The organism is Streptomyces sp. NPDC053542 (assembly GCF_044544685.1).
Classification (GTDB): Bacteria; Actinomycetota; Actinomycetes; order Streptomycetales; family Streptomycetaceae; genus Streptomyces.
Map to the genome: position 1 here is coordinate 398,205 of NZ_JBITXL010000002.1, position 19,103 is coordinate 417,307.

21 protein-coding genes are annotated in these 19,103 nt (G+C 71.3%); 13 read left to right on the top strand and 8 right to left on the bottom strand.

The genetic code is table 11. The annotated features are described in order from the left end of the window. Positions 1 to 79: 79 nt before the first annotated feature. Positions 80 to 343 carry an acyltransferase family protein gene (locus ACIGXO_RS06040; protein WP_399780923.1) on the bottom strand — a complete coding sequence of 88 codons (264 nt, stop codon included), beginning with the start codon at positions 341 to 343 and terminating at the stop codon, positions 80 to 82. A gap of 131 nt (positions 344 to 474) precedes the next feature. Between ACIGXO_RS06040 and ACIGXO_RS06045 the strand changes: the two genes are divergently transcribed. From ACIGXO_RS06045 to ACIGXO_RS06090, 10 genes are read left to right on the top strand one after another with little or no spacing between them, the layout of a single operon-like run. Continuing rightward, positions 475 to 795 carry a gas vesicle protein gene (locus ACIGXO_RS06045; protein ID WP_399780926.1) on the top strand — a complete coding sequence of 107 codons (321 nt, stop codon included), beginning with the start codon at positions 475 to 477 and terminating at the stop codon, positions 793 to 795. A gap of 40 nt (positions 796 to 835) precedes the next feature. Then, positions 836 to 1,282, top strand: a complete 447-nt coding sequence (locus tag ACIGXO_RS06050) for a gas vesicle structural protein GvpA (protein ID WP_399781947.1) — start codon at positions 836 to 838, stop codon at positions 1,280 to 1,282. Positions 1,283 to 1,297: 15 nt separating this feature from the next. After that, entirely contained in the window at positions 1,298 to 2,044 is a 747-nt protein-coding gene (locus tag ACIGXO_RS06055; RefSeq protein ID WP_399780928.1) for a GvpL/GvpF family gas vesicle protein, read from the top strand. Between the two features lies 1 nt (position 2,045). Further along, entirely contained in the window at positions 2,046 to 2,351 is a 306-nt protein-coding gene (locus ACIGXO_RS06060) for a gas vesicle protein GvpG (protein WP_399780930.1), read from the top strand. Continuing rightward, a complete protein-coding gene (locus ACIGXO_RS06065) occupies positions 2,330 to 2,923 on the top strand; it encodes a hypothetical protein (RefSeq protein WP_399780932.1) in 594 nt (197 codons plus the stop codon). The genes ACIGXO_RS06060 and ACIGXO_RS06065 overlap by 22 nt, the downstream gene beginning before the upstream one ends. A 6-nt stretch (positions 2,924 to 2,929) precedes the next feature. Continuing rightward, entirely contained in the window at positions 2,930 to 3,898 is a 969-nt protein-coding gene (locus tag ACIGXO_RS06070; protein ID WP_399780935.1) for an SRPBCC family protein, read from the top strand. Continuing rightward, positions 3,895 to 4,257, top strand: a complete 363-nt coding sequence (locus tag ACIGXO_RS06075; RefSeq protein WP_399780937.1) for a gas vesicle protein — start codon at positions 3,895 to 3,897, stop codon at positions 4,255 to 4,257. Before ACIGXO_RS06070 ends, ACIGXO_RS06075 begins: the two co-directional genes overlap by 4 nt. Further along, complete coding sequence (locus tag ACIGXO_RS06080; protein WP_399780940.1) at positions 4,254 to 5,102, top strand: GvpL/GvpF family gas vesicle protein; 849 nt, start codon at positions 4,254 to 4,256, stop codon at positions 5,100 to 5,102. The genes ACIGXO_RS06075 and ACIGXO_RS06080 overlap by 4 nt, the downstream gene beginning before the upstream one ends. Positions 5,103 to 5,105: 3 nt before the next feature. Beyond that, positions 5,106 to 5,333 carry a gas vesicle protein gene (locus ACIGXO_RS06085; RefSeq protein WP_399780943.1) on the top strand — a complete coding sequence of 76 codons (228 nt, stop codon included), beginning with the start codon at positions 5,106 to 5,108 and terminating at the stop codon, positions 5,331 to 5,333. Beyond that, the gene (locus tag ACIGXO_RS06090) at positions 5,330 to 5,614 is read left to right on the top strand and encodes a gas vesicle protein K (protein ID WP_399780946.1); all 285 of its coding nucleotides are present in this window, start codon (positions 5,330 to 5,332) and stop codon (positions 5,612 to 5,614) included. Before ACIGXO_RS06085 ends, ACIGXO_RS06090 begins: the two co-directional genes overlap by 4 nt. A 29-nt stretch (positions 5,615 to 5,643) precedes the next feature. On the opposite strand, the gene ACIGXO_RS06095 is transcribed toward ACIGXO_RS06090, so the two are convergent. Continuing rightward, positions 5,644 to 7,185, bottom strand: coding sequence for an AMP-binding protein (locus ACIGXO_RS06095; protein WP_399780948.1), 1,542 nt, complete (start codon positions 7,183 to 7,185; stop codon positions 5,644 to 5,646). 199 nt (positions 7,186 to 7,384) lie between these two features. Between ACIGXO_RS06095 and ACIGXO_RS06100 the strand changes: the two genes are divergently transcribed. Both ACIGXO_RS06100 and ACIGXO_RS06105 read left to right on the top strand, forming a co-directional pair. Beyond that, positions 7,385 to 8,224 carry a response regulator transcription factor gene (locus ACIGXO_RS06100; protein WP_399780949.1) on the top strand — a complete coding sequence of 280 codons (840 nt, stop codon included), beginning with the start codon at positions 7,385 to 7,387 and terminating at the stop codon, positions 8,222 to 8,224. Positions 8,225 to 8,328: 104 nt separating this feature from the next. Next, positions 8,329 to 10,020 (top strand): SpoIIE family protein phosphatase, encoded by a 1,692-nt coding sequence (locus tag ACIGXO_RS06105; protein WP_399780952.1) that lies wholly within the window; start codon positions 8,329 to 8,331, stop codon positions 10,018 to 10,020. A 48-nt stretch (positions 10,021 to 10,068) separates the two neighbouring features. On the opposite strand, the gene ACIGXO_RS06110 is transcribed toward ACIGXO_RS06105, so the two are convergent. The 6 genes from ACIGXO_RS06110 to ACIGXO_RS06135 form a co-directional block, all read right to left on the bottom strand. Then, positions 10,069 to 10,236 (bottom strand): hypothetical protein, encoded by a 168-nt coding sequence (locus tag ACIGXO_RS06110; RefSeq protein WP_169746115.1) that lies wholly within the window; start codon positions 10,234 to 10,236, stop codon positions 10,069 to 10,071. A gap of 107 nt (positions 10,237 to 10,343) precedes the next feature. Beyond that, on the bottom strand, positions 10,344 to 11,540 hold the full coding sequence (locus tag ACIGXO_RS06115; RefSeq protein ID WP_399780956.1) for an XdhC family protein: 1,197 nt from the start codon (positions 11,538 to 11,540) through the stop codon (positions 10,344 to 10,346). A 69-nt stretch (positions 11,541 to 11,609) separates the two neighbouring features. Further along, positions 11,610 to 13,055: an NCS2 family permease gene (locus ACIGXO_RS06120; RefSeq protein ID WP_399780958.1), complete on the bottom strand. Its 1,446-nt coding sequence runs from the start codon at positions 13,053 to 13,055 to the stop codon at positions 11,610 to 11,612. A 231-nt stretch (positions 13,056 to 13,286) separates the two neighbouring features. Then, entirely contained in the window at positions 13,287 to 15,671 is a 2,385-nt protein-coding gene (locus tag ACIGXO_RS06125; protein ID WP_399780961.1) for a xanthine dehydrogenase family protein molybdopterin-binding subunit, read from the bottom strand. Between the two features lie 2 nt (positions 15,672 to 15,673). After that, positions 15,674 to 16,306: a (2Fe-2S)-binding protein gene (locus ACIGXO_RS06130; RefSeq protein ID WP_399780964.1), complete on the bottom strand. Its 633-nt coding sequence runs from the start codon at positions 16,304 to 16,306 to the stop codon at positions 15,674 to 15,676. Then, positions 16,297 to 17,199 (bottom strand): FAD binding domain-containing protein, encoded by a 903-nt coding sequence (locus tag ACIGXO_RS06135; RefSeq protein ID WP_399780967.1) that lies wholly within the window; start codon positions 17,197 to 17,199, stop codon positions 16,297 to 16,299. The genes ACIGXO_RS06130 and ACIGXO_RS06135 overlap by 10 nt, the downstream gene beginning before the upstream one ends. Before the next feature lie 226 nt (positions 17,200 to 17,425). Here ACIGXO_RS06135 and ACIGXO_RS06140 point away from each other — a divergent pair, with 226 nt between their 5' ends. Then, a complete protein-coding gene (locus ACIGXO_RS06140; protein WP_399780970.1) occupies positions 17,426 to 19,093 on the top strand; it encodes a PucR family transcriptional regulator in 1,668 nt (555 codons plus the stop codon). Positions 19,094 to 19,103: the final 10 nt, after the last annotated feature.

A 19,103-nucleotide genomic window follows, 5' to 3' on the forward strand; every position in this document is an offset into this window, starting at 1 on the left:
GCCCCGGCCACGGCCCATACCTCGTCCGTGACATCGAGGCCCGGGGTCTCCCCCGAGCCGCACGGCCGGTTCCTTCGGCTCAGTCTTCCCTCGCGAGCTCGCGCAGCGCCTTCCCCACGTACGTCATGGGGTCGATGAGCTTGCCGTCCTTGCCCACGACGGAGAGGGCCTTGGCGCGCAGCAGTCCGATTCGCCCGCCGCGCTGCCACTCCTCGTAGAGCAGCGTGGTGATGAGGAAGCCCGACAGTGCGAAGAAGACGTCGACCCCGACAACACCCCATTCCGTCAACTGGAAGTGCCCCAGCAGCACGAGGAGTACGGCGATGCCTCTGAGTCCGTCCAACGGGGGCCGGTGGCCCAGAAGGTGAGGGGCTTCCGGCAGGGTTTTCCGGCCCATCGGGGCGCTCCTGAGGTCCGTAACCGAATGGACGCGCCCGGGATGCGCCCCGGGCGGCAGTCACAAGACTCGGTCCCATGGCAGAACAACGTCTCGCCCGGAACCGGACTTCCTCCGGAACGTCCACTCGGCGCGCCTCAGCGGAGCGGGGGCCCGAGAAGGCCGCCCAGCACGCGTGCGCGCGGCTGGAGGCGCTGATCGGCCATGCCCCGGAAGGGGCGTCCGCTGTCCGGCGTACCGAGGAGGGCTGGTGCGTCGTCGTGGACGTCCTCGAGGTCCCGCGGATCCCGGACACGACCAGCCTCCTCGCGTCCTACGAAGTGCAGCTGGACCGCGACGGTGAGCTGCTGGAGTACCGAAGGGTCCGCCGTTACCGAAGGGGTTCCGCGGACGAGTGAACCGTGGTGTCCGACCAGCCGAGAGGACGTTGCCATGACCATGACGACAACTACGTACTCCGACGACGTCATGTGCCGGCCTCGCGCCGGCACGCTCTACGACGTACTGGAGCTCATCCTCGACCGCGGCATGGTGATCGATGTCTTCGTCCGGGTCTCCCTGGTCGGCATCGAGATCCTGAAGATCGACGCACGCATAGTCGTGGCCAGCGTCGACACCTACCTCCGGTTCGCCGAGGCGTGCAACCGCCTCGACCTGGAGCGCGACTCGGGCAGCACCACCATTCCCGAGCTGCTCGGCGGCGGCGTGGCCAAGTCCGTCGGCAAGCGCAAGGTGAAGAGAGCCGCCGAGAGCGTGGGAGACACGGTGCGCAAGGCGGTCGGCGGTGGCGACGACGAGGACAGCGAAGACGAGGCCGAGGAGCAGGAGAAGGAGCAGCCCAAACGGCGTGCCCCGTCCCGCAGCCCGGCAAGCAAGCGTCGATGAGCGGAGGACTGAGCTGTGGCAGACCACGGTCTGTACGTCTATGCCGTGATCCGGTCGGGGCAGCCGCTGCCGGCGAACGCGCGGGGGGTGGGCGGCCCCCCGGCCACGCCCCGGCTCCTGCGCGAGGGCGCCCTCGCCGCGGTTGTCAGCGATGCCCCTCCCCAGCTGCGCGCACGCCGCCGCGACCTGCTCGCGCACCAGGAACTCCTGCTCGCGCTCGCTGAGGACGGGCCGGTACTTCCCATGCGCTTCGGCGTCGTCGCCCCGGATGAGCAGACCCTGCGCGAGCAGCTGGCCGAGGCGCGGACACGACACCTCGCGACGCTCGAGCAGCTCGCCGGCCGGGTCGAGTTCAACCTCAAGGCCGTGCCGGCGCAGAACGCGCTGGCCGCCCTGGTCCGCGAGGACCCGGCGATCCGGCAGCTGCGGGAAGACGCCCGCCACCGTCCCGGGTACGCGGCCGACCTGCGGCTCGGTGAGGCCGTGGCCGCCGCGCTGGCCCGCCGCGCGGCCGAGGCCGGCACGGAGGTCGTGCGGGAGCTCTCCCCTCTGGCACACGCGGTGGCCGCGGGGCCGGAGGTCCAGGGGTGCGCCGTCAACGCCTCCTTCCTCGTCGACCGGGAAGCGGTCGAGCGTTTCTCCGCGGCGGCCCGGCAGCTCGCCTTCACGCACCACGAACGCGCCGAACTCCGGCTGGCGGGCCCACTGCCGTGCTACAGCTTCGTCGCCGACCGGGCCCCCGCGCCGACCGCGGTGACGTGACATGGGCTTGATCACCGGTCTGCTCACGCTTCCGCTGGCTCCGGTCCGCGGCGTGGCCTGGGTGGCGGACAAGCTCAAGGACGCCGCCGAGAACGAAATTCACGACCCGGCCGTACTCCGCGCCCAGCTGGGCGCGCTCAACCAAGAGCTCGAAGACGGACACCTCGGCCTCGAAGAATTCGAGCGGCAGGAGGAAATGCTGCTCGACCGGTTGTACGCGTCCACCCCCTCCCCCTCCCCGTCCCCCACCCCACCACCTGCCGAGCAACGCGAATGCGACTCCACATGGACCAACAGACCAAGGTGACACTGGCGGCCGCGGTGATCGGCGGCTATGTACTGGGCCGGACGAAGAAAGGCCGACTGGCTCTCACTGCCGCGACATACCTGGCGGGAAGGCGGTTCGGCCTCCAGCCGCGTCAGCTCGCCGCCGAGGGAATGCGCAGGCTCGGCGAGATCCCGCAGGTCGCCGAACTCCAGGAGCAGTTGCGGGGTGAGGCGCTCGACGCCGGCCGCAAGGCGGTCACGGCCGCCGCGAACCGCAGCATGGCGTCATGGGCTGACGCGCTCAGCGAGCGGACGGCACGGCTGGGTTCGGCCGACGACGAGGCGGAGGAGGGCGAGGAACAGGAGGGCGAGGAAGAGGACCGGGGCCAGGGCCGGGACCGGGACCGGGAGCCGCCCAAGCGTGCCGCGAAGAAGGCGGCGAAGAAGGCACCGGCGAAAAAGACGGCCGGGGCGCGGAAGTCCGCGGCGAAGAAGACGGCGAAGAAGGCACCTGGAAAGCAGAAGACGGGGAAGCAGAAGACCGGAACGCAGGAGACGTCCTCGAATCGCGCTGCCAAGAAGACGGCCAGTCGCGCAGGTCGGCGGAGGTAACGCGGCATGGGCAGGACGGAAGAGGAACAGCCCGAGGAATCGGGGATCAGCCGGCTGCGCGAGGAGCTGACGAAGTACCTCAGCGCCCAGGCGGGCCAACTCGCCGATAAGGCAAGCGAAAAGCTCACCGGCCTCACGGACCAGCTGTCCGACGCGGCCGACAACGGCGGCTCACTGCCCGCCATCGGGTCCCGCCTGCTCAAGGGCGAATCCCCGCTGAAGGCGATCGCTTCCGAAAAGGCCAAGGGCGTCAAGGACAGCATCGTCGGTAAGGCCAAGGAGACGTTCGGGGGCGGCAAGGGGAAAGGCGGCTCCAGCGGCGGCAAGTTCATGAACATCATCGAAGTCCTCGATGTGGGCGTGCCCTTGCGTACCGCTTACGATCACTGGACGCAGTACGACAAGTTCAGCAGTTTCACCAAGGGCGTCCAGAACGTCTCGATGAGCGATGAGGCAACCAGCGACTGGAAGGTCAAAGTCGGGCCGTCCGCCCGCAGCTTCAAGGCCACCGTGCTGGAGCAGATCCCCGACGACCGCATCGTCTGGACGTCAGAAGGGGCGAAGGGCACCACACGCGGGGCGGTGAGCTTCCACGAGCTGGGGCCGACGCTGACGCGCATCGTCCTGGTCCTCGAGTACTACCCGGCCGGCTTCTTCGAGAAGACGGGCAATCTCTGGCGGGCGCAGGGCCGTCGCGTGCGACTGGATTTCAAGCACTTCCAGCGGTACGTCACGCTCACCGACGAAGAGCCCGAAGACGCGTGGCGCGGCGAGATCCGCGACGGCGAGGTCGTCGTGTCGCACGAGGACGCGGTGGCGAAGGAAGAGGAAGAAGGCGAGTCGCGGGACGAGGAGGGCGGCGACGAGTACGAGGAGGCGGAGGACGAAGGCGAGGGCGAAGGCGAGGCGAGCGACGACGAGGACGCCGAGTACGAGGACGAGGACGAAGAAGAGGAAGAGGGCGACGAGGAGTGAGTGACGTCGATTTCCGGGCCGGCTCCGCTCCTGTACCGGGACCCCCGAACAACAACCTCGCCGACATCCTCGAGCGCGTTCTCGACAAGGGAATCGTCATCGCCGGCGACATCAAGATCGATCTCCTCGACATCGAGCTCCTGACCATCCGGCTGCGGCTCTTCGTCGCCTCGGTCGACACCGCGAAGAAGGCCGGCATCGACTGGTGGGAGACCGACCCCGCGCTCAGCTCCCGGGCCGCCCGCAGCGCTCTCCGGGACGAGAACCGCGAGCTCCGCGCCCGTCTGGAGTCTCTGGAGGACGGGACGCAACAAGAGAACGAGGAGACACGGCAGACCGAGGAGGCACGACGCACATGACGCAATGCGCCTCCGGCCCGGCGGCCAAAGCCACCAAGTCCACCGAGTCCGCCAAAGCCACCAAGGCCACCAAGGCCACCTACGTCTTCGCCGTAGCCCGCACTCTGGACCCGGCCGTCGTCGCGGATCTGGGCGGGATGACCGACGGCGAGCCCGTGCGCGTCCTGCCGCTCGGCTCACTGACCGCTGTCGTCCAGAGCGTCCCCGCTCACGACTTCACCGACGATGCCTGGCAGAAACGCCTCTCGGACCCGCAGGACCTCGAACGGTGCGCCCGCTCCCACCACGAGGTCGTGTCCGCCTCCGCGGCACACGGCCCCGCCGTCCCGCTTCCCCTGGCCACCCTGTACTTCAGCGACGCGAGAGCCCGGCAGGCGCTGGAGGACGAGGCGGACCGCTTCCACGCCGTACTCAGGCGCATCGCGCACCATGCCGAGTGGGGCGTGAAGGTCTACGGCCCCCCGGCCTCGCCGCCCGACGATGTGGACCGGCCCGCGCCGGCCGCGGACCGCGGCCGGCCGGCACCGGGCGCCGGCCTCGCCTACCTGGAGCGCAAGCGCGGCCTCCAGCAGCGGCGCGAGCAGCACCATGAGCGGAGTCTGCGGATCGCGGAGGAGGTGGATGCCGAGCTGGGAAAGCTCGCCACTGCCGCGCGCAGGCTGCGGCCCCATGGCCACCGGCCGTCGGACGCGCGAGGCAGCCAGCTTCTCAACGCCACCTACCTCGTGGCCGAACACCGCGCGCACGAGTTCGCCGAGCTGACCCGGGCGTTGCGCGGCCGGACCGGAGCGCGCATCGAGATTTCCGGCCCGTGGGTCCCCTATTCGTTCGTCGGCGAGGTGTGAACGATGACGAGAGAACCGGTGCCCTGGGACACCCCCGGGCCCCTGTCCGGACCGATCGGCGTGCCGCTCGTCGACCTGCTGGACCGCGTGCTGGCCACCGGTGTGGTCGTGAGCGGTGACCTGGTCATCGCCATCGCGGACGTGCCGCTGGTACGGGTCTCCCTGAACGCGCTCCTCTCCTCGGTCAGCGAACGCGTACCTGCCCCATGGCCGGACGGAGGGCCTCTGTGACCAGCGCACGACTCGACGTGGACCGCGACCGGCTGGGGAAGGACCTGGTCACCCTCGTCCTGACCGTGGTGGAGCTGCTGCGGCAGCTCATGGAACGCCAGGCGATCCGCCGCGTCGAGCAGGGAGACCTGCTCGACGGGCAGATCGAGGAGATCGGCACCACCCTGATGATGCTCGACCAGCGCATGACCGAACTCTGCGAACAGCACGGCATCCGGCCCGAGGACCTCAACCTCGACCTCGGCCCGCTCGGGACCCTCCTCCCCACGGCTGACGGCTGACGACGAGAAGGCCGCAGTCAGTTCTGCGGTCAGTTGATCTGCCGGTCCCGCCCCGACCAGTAAGGCTCGCGGAGCTTGAATTTCTGGATCTTGCCGGTGGCCGTGCGGGGGATGGCCTCGCGGAATTCCACGGTGGTGGGGGCCTTGTAGCCGGCCATGTGCTGCTTGCAGTGGGCGATGATGTCGGCTTCCGTGGCCGTGGCTCCCTCGGCGAGGACGACGAGGGCCTTGATGGTCTCGCCCCACTTCTCGTGGGGGACGCCGATGACGGCCACCTCGGCGACGGCCGGGTGGCTGAAGATCGTGTCCTCGACCTCGATCGAGGAGACGTTCTCGCCGCCGGTGATGATGACGTCCTTCTTGCGGTCGGAGATGGTGAGGTGGCCGTCGGTTTCGTCGAGGATGCCGCCGTCGCCGGTGTGGAACCACCCGTCGCCCAGGGCCGCTTCGGTCTCCTCGGGCTTTTCCCAGTAGCCGTCCAGGACCGTGTTGGAGCGGGCCAGGACCTCGCCGGAGTCGGAGATGCCGAGCTTGACGCCGAGGGCGGGGATGCCGGCGCGGGAGAGTTTGCGGGCGCGCTCCTCGGCGGGGAGGGCGTCGTCGGCGGGCTGGAGGCGGTTGAAGGTGAGGAGGGGGGAGGTCTCCGTCAGGCCGTAGATCTGGGTGAACTCCCAGCCCAGTTCGTCGCTCATGCGCTGGATGGTCTTGCTGGGGGGCGGGGCGCCCGCGCAGACGACGCGGACGCGGTCGCGGCCGGGGATCTCGCCCTCCCAGGTGGCCGCAGCGTCGAGGACCGCGTTCCAGACCGCGGGAGCTCCGCACATGAGGGTGACGCCGTGTTCCTCGACGCGGCGGAGGATTTCGGTGCCGTCGACCTTGCGGAGCACCACCTGCTTCACGCCGAGGCCGGCCATGACGTACGGCATGCCCCAGCCGTTGCAGTGGAACATCGGGAGCGTGTGCATGTAGACGTCGCGTTCCCAGGCGCGGGTGTGCAGGCCGAAGGTCAGGCCGTTGACCCAGATGTTGCGGTGGGTGAGCTGGACGCCCTTGGGGCGTGCTGTGGTGCCGGAGGTGTAGTTGATCGTGGCGGTGGCGTCCTCGTCCGGGTTCGACCAGGGGCGCGGCTCGACGCCGAAGCGCATCAGCTCGGATTCGGTCTGCTCGCCGAGGACGAAGCGGTGGCGGGCCTTGATGCCGGACAGCGCCCCGTCCAGCTCCGGGTCCACGAGGAAGACCGAGGCGCCGCTCTGCTGCACCAGGTACTCGACCTCTTCGGGCTTGAGGCGGAAGTTGATCGGGACGCAGATGCGGCCGCTCATCGGGACGGCGAAGAGGAGCTCGAGGAGGCGGGCGGAATTGTGGCTGGCGACCGCCACGCGTTCGCCCTCGCCGACGCCGAGTGCGTCGAATCCGGCCTGCCAGGCGCGTACGCGCTCGGCGAGCCGGCCGTACGTGGACTCGGGCACCGGCGGGGCCGGCTGGTCCGGCTCGTCGATCACGCCGGGGCCGGTGGCGAAGCCGAGCTCTGCCCGGTCGAGGAAATCCGCGACGGTCATCGGTGTCCGCATTGCACTCTCTCCTGTATTCGCAGCATTCGGCCGGTGCGGCGCTGGTGGGGTCCGGACAGTGCCGCTTCCGTATCCTCGACCGACTCTCCGTCGGTCAACCCCGTCGGCGTCCTCCTCATTGCCCCGCGGCTTCCGGCCATCGTGTAATCAGTGACGCAGGTCTCACCACCCCCGAATGGGGGGAAGCGGAGGTTAGCGCGTGCTGAACGAGCCAGAGCAGAGCGGGTCGGCGGACGTCAGGGCGGCGCTGCTGCGGCTGCGCAGGGCCAGCGGGCTGCCCGTGGCGTTCGGCGGCCTGGTGACCGGCACGGGCCGGTTCCGCATCACCGAGCTGACCGGTGCGGCCACCACCGCGCTGCGCGGGCTGTCCATCCACTCGGGCAACGGCCTGGGCGGCAAGACGGCGGCCCGCTCCCGGCCCTTCGCGGTGACCGACTACCACTCCTCCGCGGTGATCAGCCATGAGTACGACGCGGCGGTGGCCGCCGAGGGACTGAAGTCCGTACTGGCGGTACCGGTCGTGGTGCGGCGGCGGGTGCGCGGCGTGCTGTACGGGGCGCTGCGCCAGCCGCTGCAGCTGGGCGACCGGCCGCTGTCCGCCGCGCTGGAGGCGGCCAGGGAGCTGGAGCAGGCGCTGGTGGTGCAGGACGAGGCGGAGCGGCTGCTGTCGGTGGCCCGGCAGCCGACCGCCGCCGATCCGGTGATGTGGGAGGAGGTCAGGGAGGCGCACAGCGCGCTGCGCACCCTGGCGCAGCGGGTCGGCGATCCGCTGCTGCGGCAGGAGATGCTGGCGGCCTGCGGCCGGCTCGCCGCCGCCTCGGGCGACGCCCGCGGGGGTCCCGCCGTGGCGCTCTCGCCGCGCGAGGTGGACGTGCTGTCCTGCGTGGCCTCGGGCGCGACGAACATCGGGGTCGCCGAGCGGCTGGGGCTGCGCCCGGAGACGGTCAAGGGCTATCTGCGCTCCGCCATGCGCAAGCTGGGCGTCCACACGCGGCTGCAGGCCGTGGTCGCGGCGCGCCGGGCGGGCCTGCTGCCGTAGCGGCGCCTTCTCGTGCCCAGGATCTCCGGCAGGCCACGGGCGCGATCCTGCGAGACGCTGGAGGAGGGCGTCGGTGCAGGTGGCGTCAGTGAGGAGGGCCGGGCGTGGCGGATCCCGCGACCGGGAGCGAGCCGGAGCCGGTACTGCCGGCCGGGCTGGTGGCCGGGGTCTACGTCCAGGACGGCTTCGGGCGGATCTCGTACGTCAACGACAAGGCCGAGGAACTGCTGGGCCGCACCGCCGGCGAGCTGCTCGGCGGCGACCCGCACGAGCTGCTGCACCGCAACCCCGACGGATCACGGCTGCCGCGGCCGAACTGCGTACTCCTCCAGGCGTTCCTGTCCGGTCAGGCGCTGTCCCTGGACGGCTGCCAGTGGTTCGCGCGCGGGGACGGCGAGCTGATCTGTGTGGGCGGGGTGTCCGTGCCGTACGAGGTGGACGGCGCGCCGGACGGGGCGGTCGTGGTCTTCTTCGAGCGGCCACCGGGCGACTCACAGACGCCGACGCCGCCGGAGAACCTGGAGGCGCTGACCGACCTCGCCGACCGGCTGACGATGGTCGCCGAGACCACCGCCGTGCTCACCTCCACGCTCGACCTGGACGAGTCGCTGAAGCGGCTCGTACGGCTGGTGGTCCCCCGGTTGGCGGACTGGGCGGTGGTCGATCTCCTGGAGGAGCAGGGCAAGCTGCGGCGGGTGGCCGTCGTCCATCACGTCGGCGGGCGGCACGTGCGGGTGGAGGAGCTGGCCGGGCCGATGCCGCCGCTGCTGGAGGGGTCGCGGATGCCGCTGTCCCGGGTGCTGCGCGGGGCCGCGCCGCGGATCGTGACGCCCGAGGACTACGCGGGGCCGCCGGACTCCGGCATCGCCGTCCAGCAGCGCGAGATGTTCCGGGCGATCGGCATGCGGTCCGCGGTGATCGCGCCGCTGCGCGGCCCGGGCAAGGTACTGGGGGCGCTGACCCTGATCCGTACGGAGCAGGAGAAGCCCTTCGACGCGGCGGAACTGGCGCTGGTCGACGACATCGCCCGCCGGGCCGGTCTCGCCGTGGACAACGCGCAGCTGTACGAGCGGCAGCGGCGGGTCGCCGAGACCATGCAGCGCCATCTGCTGCCGCCGCTCCCCCGGATCGAGGGCCTGGAGATGACGGTGCGCTACCACCCGGCGCCGCACGCCTCCCGGGTCGGCGGCGACTGGTACGACGCCTTCCGGCTGCCGGACGGGGCGACGGCGCTGGTCATCGGGGACGTGGTGGGCCACGACCTGCAAGCGGCGGCCTGTATGGCGCAGGTACGCAACATGGTGCGGGCCTTCGCCTGGGAGCACGCCGAGGCCCCGTCCGTCACCGTCGGCCGGCTGGACCGGGCTCTTGTGCACATCAGCGACGTGCAGCTGGCCACCATGATCCTGGCCCAGGTCGAGCGGGACGGCGACTGGCAGCTGCGCTGGACCAACGCCGGGCACCCGCCGCCGCTGCTGGTGCACGACGACGGCCGGGTGCGCTTCCTGGAGCACGGCGCCGCCGACCTGGTGCTCGGTACCGAGCTGCCGTCCACCCGCACCGACTTCCGGCAGACCCTCCCGCCGCGCAGCACGGTCGTCCTGTACACCGACGGCCTGATCGAGGCCCGGGACCTGCCGCTGAGCGAGGGCCTGGACCAACTCGCCGGCTTCGCCGCCGCCCTGGCCGACCGCTCCCTGGACGAATTCTGCGACCAGCTGATCAGCAGGGCCCTGTACGCGGCCAACGAGGACGACGTGGCGCTGCTGGCGCTGCGGGTGCCGGGGACGCCGTAGGAACCGACGCCCCACCAACTGCCGCCCCGGGAACCGACGCCTTGGGAACTACTGCGCCGACTGCTGGGCCGGCGGGGCCGGCATGCGGAAGTCCAGGACCTCGGTGGCTTCCCGCTCGGTCTTCTTGGCGTACTCGCGCGCCTCCGTGGCAACGTCACCATGCTCGTTGATGAGCTGATCGTAGATCGGGGTGAGTGGTCTGTCCGGCGAGTTCATCGTGCGGTGTTCCTTCGTTCTCGGACATGGCGGCAGCCGCCCACGAATGGCGCGGGCGGTCGGCCGCCGATCTTAGCTTCCGGCTCCCGGGAGCGGTATTGCTGCCCTCAGGCAACCGATCCGATACGGCGTGCCGTGACCGACGTGTCGTGATGGATCGGGGTATGCGCGCCGGTGAGCGGCACGCCGGTGCCGCCGCGGCGGGTGGCGACGATCTCGGCGGCGATGGAGAGGGCCGTCTCCTCGGGGGTCCGGGCGCCGAGGTCGAGGCCGATCGGGGAGCGGAGGCGGCCGAGTTCGAGGTCGGTGAGGCCGGCCTCGCGCAGCCGGTCCAGCCGGTCCAGGTGGGTGCGGCGGGAGCCCATGGCGCCGACGTAGGCGACGCGGAGCCTGAGGGCGCGCTCGAGGAGGGGGACGTCGAATTTGGCGTCGTGGGTGAGGACGCAGAGGACCGTACGGGCGTCCAGCTCCTGGGAGTCCAGGTAGCGGTGCGGCCAGTCGTTGACGATCTCGTCGGCGTCGGGGAAGCGGGCCCTGGTCGCGAAGACGGGGCGGGCGTCGCAGACGGTGACGTGGTAGCCGAGGAACTTGCCGGCTCTGGCCAGCGCCGCGGCGAAGTCGATGGCGCCGAAGACGAGCATCCGCGGCGGCGGTACGGAGGATTCGACGAGCAGGGTGAGCGGGACGCCGCACTGGCTGCCGTCCGCGCCGATCTCGACGGTGGTGGTGCGGCCCGCGTCCAGCAGCGCGCGGGTCTCCTCGACCGCGGTGCGGTCGAGTGCGGGGTGGCCGCCGAGGCTGCCGGTGTGGCTGCCGTCGGCGCGGACGAGGAGGGCACGGCCGAGGAGTTCGGCCGGGCCGGAGACGATGCGCGCGAGGGCCGCCGCCTCAGTGGTGACGGCGGCGGCCACCGCCGCGACGAGCGTCCCGGAGGTGCTGTCCACCACCGGGGCCGGGGGGTCGTCCGGCCCCTGAGATGGCTCCGGGGCGCTCGTGCGTACCGGGGTGACGAGGATGTCGATGACGCCGCCGCAGGTCAGTCCGACGGCGAAGGCGTCCTCGTCGCTGTATCCGAATTGCTCCAGCACCGGCTCGCCGGTCTCCAGAGCCTGTTGGCACAGCTCGTAGACCGCGCCCTCCACGCAACCGCCGGAGACGGACCCGATCGCCGTGCCGTCGCGGTCGACGGCGAGGGCGGCGCCCGGCTGCCGGGGCGCGCTGCCGCCGACGCCCACCACGGTGGCCACGGCGAAGTCGCGTCCCTGCTCGACCCACCGGTTCAGCTCATCGGCGATGTCCAGCATGTCCAGCTCCTTTGTGCGATTGCGCGGAGGGCCGGTCAGGGCCTCCTGGCGAGGCGGCGGGAGAGGTCCCTAATGCCCCACATTGACGAAAGCGAAGTTGAAGATGAAGACCACCGTGAGGATCCACATCAGCGGTCCCGGCTCACGCCACTTGCCCTGCGCCAGCTTGATCGCGCAGTACGAGATGACGCCGGCGGCCACGCCGTTGACGATCGAGTACGTGAACGGCATGAGGACCACGGTCAGGAAGACCGGGATCGCGACGGAACGGTCCTTCCAGTCCACGTGCCGTGCGTTCTGCATCATCATCGAACCGATGACGACCAGCGCGGCGGACGCGACCTGGGCGGGCACGATCTCGGCCAGCGGAGTGAAGAGCAGCGCCAGACCGAAGAGCAGGCCGGTGACGGTGGCCGACAGGCCGGTACGGGCGCCTTCGCCCACGCCGCTGGCGGACTCGATGAAGACGGTCTGGCCGGAGGCGCCGGAGACGCCGCCGATCGCGCCGCCCGCGCCGTCGATGAGCAGCGCCTTGTTCAGGCCCGGCATCCGGCCGAGGTGGTCGGCGAGCTTGGCCTCCTGGCCGACGGCGATGATCGTGGCCATGGCGTCGAAGAAGCCCGCCAGTACCAGGGTGAAGACGACCATGCCGACGGTGGCGGCGCCCAGTTCGGCGAAGCCGCCGAACTCGACGTGTCCCAGCAGTCCGAAGTCCGGGGTGGAGACCAGGGTGTCGGGAAGCTTGGGGGTCGCGAGGCCCCACTGCTTGTCGCCCAGCCCGTTGACCGCGGTGACGATCAGCGAGAAGACGGTGCCGACGGCGATGCCGATGAGGATCGCGCCGGGCACGTTGCGCGCCAGCAGCATGAAGATGACGAGCAGGGTGATGCAGAAGGCGAGGACCGGCCAGCCGGAGAGGTGGCCGCCGACGCCGAGGGTGACCGGCGCCGAGGCGTTGCCGATGCCGACGAAGCCGGCCTTGACCAGGCCGATGATGGTGACGAAGAGGCCGATGCCGATGGTGATCGCGTGCTTGAGCGCCAGTGGGATGGCGTTCATGATCTTCTCACGGAGACCGCTGATCACCAGCAGCATGATCACGACACCGTAGATCACACACATGCCCATGGCCTGCGGCCAGGTCATGTCGCTGATCACCTGGGTGCCGAGCACGCCGGAGACGCTCAGGCCGGCGGCGAGCGCCAGCGGGACCTTGCCGACGATGCCCATCAGCAGCGTGGCCAGAGCCGCCGCGAAGGCCGTCGCCGTGATCACCGCGCTGGGTGAAAGGGTGCCGCCTGCCGCGTCCTTGCCGCTGAGCAGGACGGGGTTGAGCAGGAGGATGTACGCCATCGCCATGAAGGTGGTGATGCCGCCGCGCAGCTCCCGGCCGAGGGTCGAGCCGCGTTCGGATATGTGGAAGTACCGGTCGAGCCACGACCGGCCGGAGGGCTGGCGCGTACCCGCGCCGGCGTCCTCCGCCGTGGTCGTGGGCTCGATGGTGGGCTGGGTCATGGTGCCTATCTCCCAAGGTTCATAGGGGCACTCACAAGGGGGGAAATGTGAGATTTGGGATGGAGCGGGCCGCACGACCCGGGGGACGGCCCGAGACGAACGTTTTTCAGCCAGGTGCGGCGCCGAGGACGGATCCTAGGAGCCCGGGCTGACGTGGGGGAAACTCCGGGCGGTACGAACCGCAGGAGGACGGACAGGACACCCCAAATATCCGTACCGCCCGGAGGCTTTTCACGTGCCGGTGAGGTGTTCTGGTCGCACCGGCGTCTTGGTGAGCGCCAGCCCGGTCGCCGCCCGGATCGCGGAGAGGACTGCCGGGGTCGACGACAGGGTCGGCGCCTCGCCGACGCCACGCAGCCCGTAAGGCGCGTGCTCATCGGCAAGTTCGAGGACATCCACCGGAATGGTGGGGGTGTCCAAAATCGTGGGGATCAGGTAGTCGGTGAAGGAGGGGTTGCGCACCTTCGCGGTCTTCGGATCGACGACGATCTCCTCCATGACCGCCACGCCCAGGCCCTGGGTGGTGCCACCCTGGATCTGGCCGATGACGGACAGCGGGTTGAGCGCCTTGCCGACGTCCTGCGCGCAGGCCAGCTCGATGACCTTCACCAGGCCGAGTTCGGTGTCGACCTCGACGACCGCGCGGTGCGCCGCGAAGGAGTACTGCACGTGGCCGTTGCCCTGGCCGGTCTCCAGGTCGAACGCCTCGGTGGGGCGGTGCCGCCACTCCAGCTCGGTCTCCACCACCTCCTCGCCCAGCACGTCCACGATGTCGGCGAGCACCTCGCCGCCGTCGGTGACGACCTTGCCGCCCTCCAGGAGCAGCTCGGCGGTGGCCCACGCCGGGTGGTACGTGCCGAACTTGAGCCGGCCCTTCTGCAGGACCTGCTCGCGCACCGCCTCGCAGCTGTTCTTCACCGCGCCGCCGGTGACATAGGTCTGCCGGGAGGCGGAGGTGGAGCCGGCCGAGCCGACCTGGGTGTCCGCGGGCTGGATGGTGACCTGCTGGACGCCCAGCTCGGTGCGGGCGATCTGCGCGTGCACGGTGACGCCGCCCTGGCCGACCTCGGCCATCGCGGTGTGCACGGTCGCGACCGGCTCGCCGTTGATGACCTCCATGCGGACGCGCGCGGTGGAGTAGTCGTCGAAGCCCTCGGAGAAGCCGACGTTCTTGATGCCGACGGCGTAGCCGATGCCGCGGACGACGCCCTCACCGTGGGTGGTGTTGGACAGGCCGCCGGGCAGCGCGCGGACGTCGGCGCCCTCGGTGGTCTCCCACTGGTTCTCCGGCGGCAGCGGCATGGCCTTCACGCGGCGCAGCAGCTCGGCGACCGGGGCCGGGGAGTCGACCGGCTGCCCGGTCGGCATGAGCGTGCCCTGCTCCATCGCGTTCAGCTGCCGCAGCTCGACCGGGTCCATGTCGAGCGCCTTGGCCAGCTTGTCCATCTGTGCCTCGTACGCGAAGCACGCCTGGACCGCGCCGAAGCCGCGCATCGCACCGCAGGGCGGGTTGTTCGTGTAGAGCGCGATGGCCTCGATGTCCACGTCGTCGACGGCGTACGGGCCGACGGCGAGCGAGGAGGCGTTGCCGACCACGGCCGGGGAGGCGGAAGCGTACGCGCCGCCGTCCAGCACGATGCGGCACTTCAGGTGGGTGAGCTTGCCGTCCTTGGTGGCGCCGTGCTCGTACCGGAGCTTGGCCGGGTGCCGGTGGACGTGCCCGAAGAAGGACTCGAAGCGGTTGTAGACGATCTTCACGGGCTTGCCGGTACGGAGCGCCAGCAGGCAGCCGTGGATCTGCATCGACAGGTCCTCGCGGCCGCCGAAGGCGCCGCCGACGCCGGAGAGCGTCATGCGCACCTTCTCCGGCGGCAGGCCGAGCACCGGCGCGATCTGCCGCAGGTCCGAGTGGAGCCACTGGGTCGCGACGTACAGGTCGACGCCGCCGTCCTCGGCCGGCACCGCGAGGCCGGACTCCGGGCCCAGGAACGCCTGGTCCTGCATGCCGAACTCGTACTCGCCGGTGACGATCACGTCCGCGCGCTTCGCGGCCTCGTCGGCGTTGCCGCGGACGATCGGCTGGCGGTGGACGATGTTCGGGTGCGGTACGTGGCCCGCGTGGTGGTCCTTGCGGCCCGGGTGGAGCAGCGGGGCGTCCTCGGCGGTGGCACTGGCCTCGTCGGTGACGACCGGCAGCTCCGCGTAGTCGACCTTGATCTTGGCGGCGGCCCGGCGGGCGGTCTCCGGGTGGTCGGCGGCGACCAGCGCCACCGGCTCCCCGTGGTGCCGCACCCGGCCGTTGGCCAGTACCGGGGTGTCCTGGATCTCCAGGCCGTAGTTCTTCACCGCGGTCGGCAGGTCGTCGTAGGTGAGGACCGCGTAGACACCCGCCTGGGCGAGCGCCTCGGAGGTGTCGATGGAACGGATCTCGGCGTGCGCGACGGTGCTGCGCAGCGTGTAGCCCCACAGCATGTCCTCGTGCCACATGTCCGACGAGTACGCGAACTCGCCGGTCACCTTGAGCGTGCCGTCGGGCCGCAGCGTGGAGGCCCCGATGCCGGCCGGGGCCGTGCTGCCCTGGGTGAGATTGGTCGGTGTCCGGGTGACTTCGGCCATGGTCAGGCCCCCGTTCCAGCGGTTTCGGACTCCCCGCGGGCGGCCGCGAGGCGGACCGCGTCGAGGATCTTCTCGTAGCCCGTGCAGCGGCACAGGTTGCCCGACAGCGCCTCGCGGATGTCGGCGTCGGAGGGCTGGGCGTTGCGCTCCAGCAACTCGTCGGCGGCGACCAGCAGGCCCGGCGTGCAGAAGCCGCACTGGACGGCGCCCGCGTCGATGAACGCCTGCTGGATGGGCGAGAGAGCTGCGTGCGGGGAGGTGCCCTGCTCACCGGTCCGGCTGTCGCCCGTACCGGCGGGCCTGGCGGCCCAGCCCTTCGCCTCGTCCAGCGTCGTGCCCTTGGAGCCGCAGGCGCCCGTCCCGCAGCCGCCCCGCTCCGCGCGCTGCCGCGCGAAGTCCGCCAGCCCCTCGACGGTGACGACCTCGCGGCCCTCGACCTGGCCGGCCGCGACCAGACAGGAGCACACCGGCACCCCGTCCAGACGGACCGTGCAGGAGCCGCACTCGCCCTGCTCGCAGGCGTTCTTCGAACCCGGCAGGCCCATCCGCTCGCGCAGCACGTACAGCAGGCTCTCGCCTTCCCAGACGTCGTCGGCGCTCTGCTCGCGGCCGTTGACGGTGAATTTCACGCGCACTGTGCGCCTCCTCCTGCTGTGCGGCCGTCGCCGCGGTAGGACTCCCAGACCCAGCCGAGCGTGCGCCGGGCCATGATGCCGACCGCGTGCCGGCGGTACTTCGCGCTGCCGCGCACATCGTCGATCGGGTTGCAGGCACCGCTCGCCAGCTGGGCGAACTGCTTCGCCACGGACGGCGCAACCGGCGCGCCGGACTCCCAGTGGCCGCCCTCCTCCAGCGCCGCGGCGAGAAATACCTCCGCCTCCTTGGCCCGTACGGGGGTAGGGGCGGCCGAGCCGATGCCGGTCCGTACCGTCTTCGTCTCCGGGTGCAGCGCGATACCGAACGCGCACACCGCGATCACCATCGCATTGCGGGTACCCACCTTGGAGAACTGCTGCGGACCGGTGGCCTTCGGCAGGTGGACGGCGCGGATCAGCTCGTCCTGCTCCATGGCGTTGCGCTTCACGCCGGTGTAGAACTCGTCGATGGGGATCATGCGGACGCCACGGGCCGCCGACTCCACCTCGACCTCGCCGCCGGAGGCGAGCAGCGCGGGGTGCGCGTCGCCGGCCGGCGAGGCGGTGCCGAGGTTGCCGCCGACGCCGCCGCGGTTGCGGATCTGCGGGGAGGCGACGGTGTGCGAGGCGAGCGCCAGTCCGGGCAGCTCAGCACGGAGGTTCTCCATGATCTGGGTGTACGGGACGGAGGCACCGAGCCGTACCGTGTCCGCGCCGGTCTCCCACTCCGCCAGATCGCCGATGCGGTTCAGATCCATCAGGTACGCGGGGCGGCGGTGGTCGAAGTTGATCTCGACCATGACGTCCGTACCGCCCGCGATCGGCACAGCGGTGGGGTGCTCGGCCTTGACGGCGAGCGCCTCCTCCCAGGTGGCGGGGCGAAGGAAGTCCATGCGCGGCTCTCTTCATCCGAAGGTGTTCATCGGTCGTTCATGTTTCAGTTACGCGATGTGACCCAGTACACGCGCCGGTTGCGTACCCGGTGCAGTCACCGAAACCATGAAGCGGTTGGCTGGCCAGGGCAGCTGTCTTGTAGATTCGAACGAAAAGCGGGGCGCGGCAACCTCGCGGTATTCCACCGGCAGCATTCAGACAGAAAGATCGGCGGGCGACGACGTCATGCGGCTCCGCACACTCCTGGACACCGACTCCCTGGGCCTGCGGCTGCTCGGGGGCGAGGACGAGCTGGACCGTACGGTCCGCGGCGTGATGACCACCGACCTGCGCGATCCCAGCCGCTATCTCTCGGGGGGCGAGCTGGTGCTCTCCGGGCTCGCCTGGCGGCGCGAGCCGGAGGACTCCGAGCCCTTCGTACGCATCCTGGCCCAGGCCGGGGTGGCCGGTCTCGCGGCCGGCACGGCGGAGCTGGGCCCGGTCCCCGAGGACCTGATCGCGGCCTGCGCCCACCACCACCTGCCGCTCTTCTCCGTTGCCGAGTCGGTCTCCTTCGCCACGGTCACCGAGTACGTCGTACGGCAGGTCTCCGGCGAGCGGGCGGGCGACCTGGCCGCCGTCGTCGACCGGCACCGCCGCCTGATGACCTCGGGCCCGGCGGGCGGCGGCCCCGAGGTCGTCCTCGACCTGCTCGGCTCCGACCTCGACCTGCGCGCCTGGGTCCTCTCCCCCACCGGACGGCGGATCGCGGGCGCGGTGCCCGGCGGCGACGCCACACCGGCCGGGGACGCGGCGGTCGGCGCCCGGCTGGCGGGCGAGCACCTGGCCGCGGCGCGCAGCGGGCGGCGCAGCCCGCACCGCGTCCTGCTCGGCAACAGCACGTACTCCCTCTTCCCCATCCGCAGCGGCGGCCGCGACCTGCGCGAGACGGTGCTCTCGGACTGGCTGCTGGCCGTCGAGGCGGACGCCGGTGACTGGCCGGCCGAGCGGCTGGACCTGCTGCAGGGCGTCACGCAGCTGATCGCCGTGGAGCGGGACCGGCGCGACGCGGCCCGTACGGTGCGTCGCCGGCTCGCGCAGGAGGTGCTGGAGCTCGTCCAGACGGGTGCCGCGCCCGCCGAGATCGCCGCCCGCCTGCGGGTCGCCGCGCCCGTGCTGCTGCCCGGCCTGGGCACGGCGCCGCACTGGCAGGTCGTGGTCGCACGCGTCGAATGGGACGGCGGGGACCTGCCCGGCGGCCCGGTCGCGCAGACCCTCCTCGAAGAGATCCTGGTGGACCCCGCCAGCGCGGGCCCCGACCCGGCGGACCGCATCGCCGTGGCGCACACGGGGGACGAGGCGGTCGCACTGGTACCGCTGCCCGCGCTGCACGAGGACGACGCGGACACCAAGGCCGACGGCCTGCACGCGGAGGCGCTGCTCCGGGCGGTCCAGGAGCCGCTGGCCCGCGGGCTCGCGGACGACGGCCGGCTCACCATCGGCGTCAGCGCCGCCGTCCACTCGGCGGAGGGGCTGCGCGGCGCGCTGGAGGAGGCCCGGCACGCCCGCCGGGTCGCGGCGGCCCGGCCCGGCCCGGTGTGCGCCGCCGGCCACGAGGAGCTGGCCTCGCACGTCCTGCTGCTCCCCTTCGTCCCCGACGACGTGCGCCGCGCCTTCACGGCCCGGCTGCTGGACCCGCTGCGGGACTACGACCGCCGGCACCGCGCCGAGCTGATCCCCACCCTGGAGGCGTTCCTCGACAGCGACGGCTCCTGGACCCGCTGCGCCGGCCGGCTGCATCTGCACGTCAACACCCTCCGGTACCGCGTCGGCCGCATCGAGCAGCTCACCGGCCGCGACCTGTCCCGCCTGGAGGACAAGCTGGACTTCTTCCTGGCGCTGCGGATGACGTGAGCACGGCTCG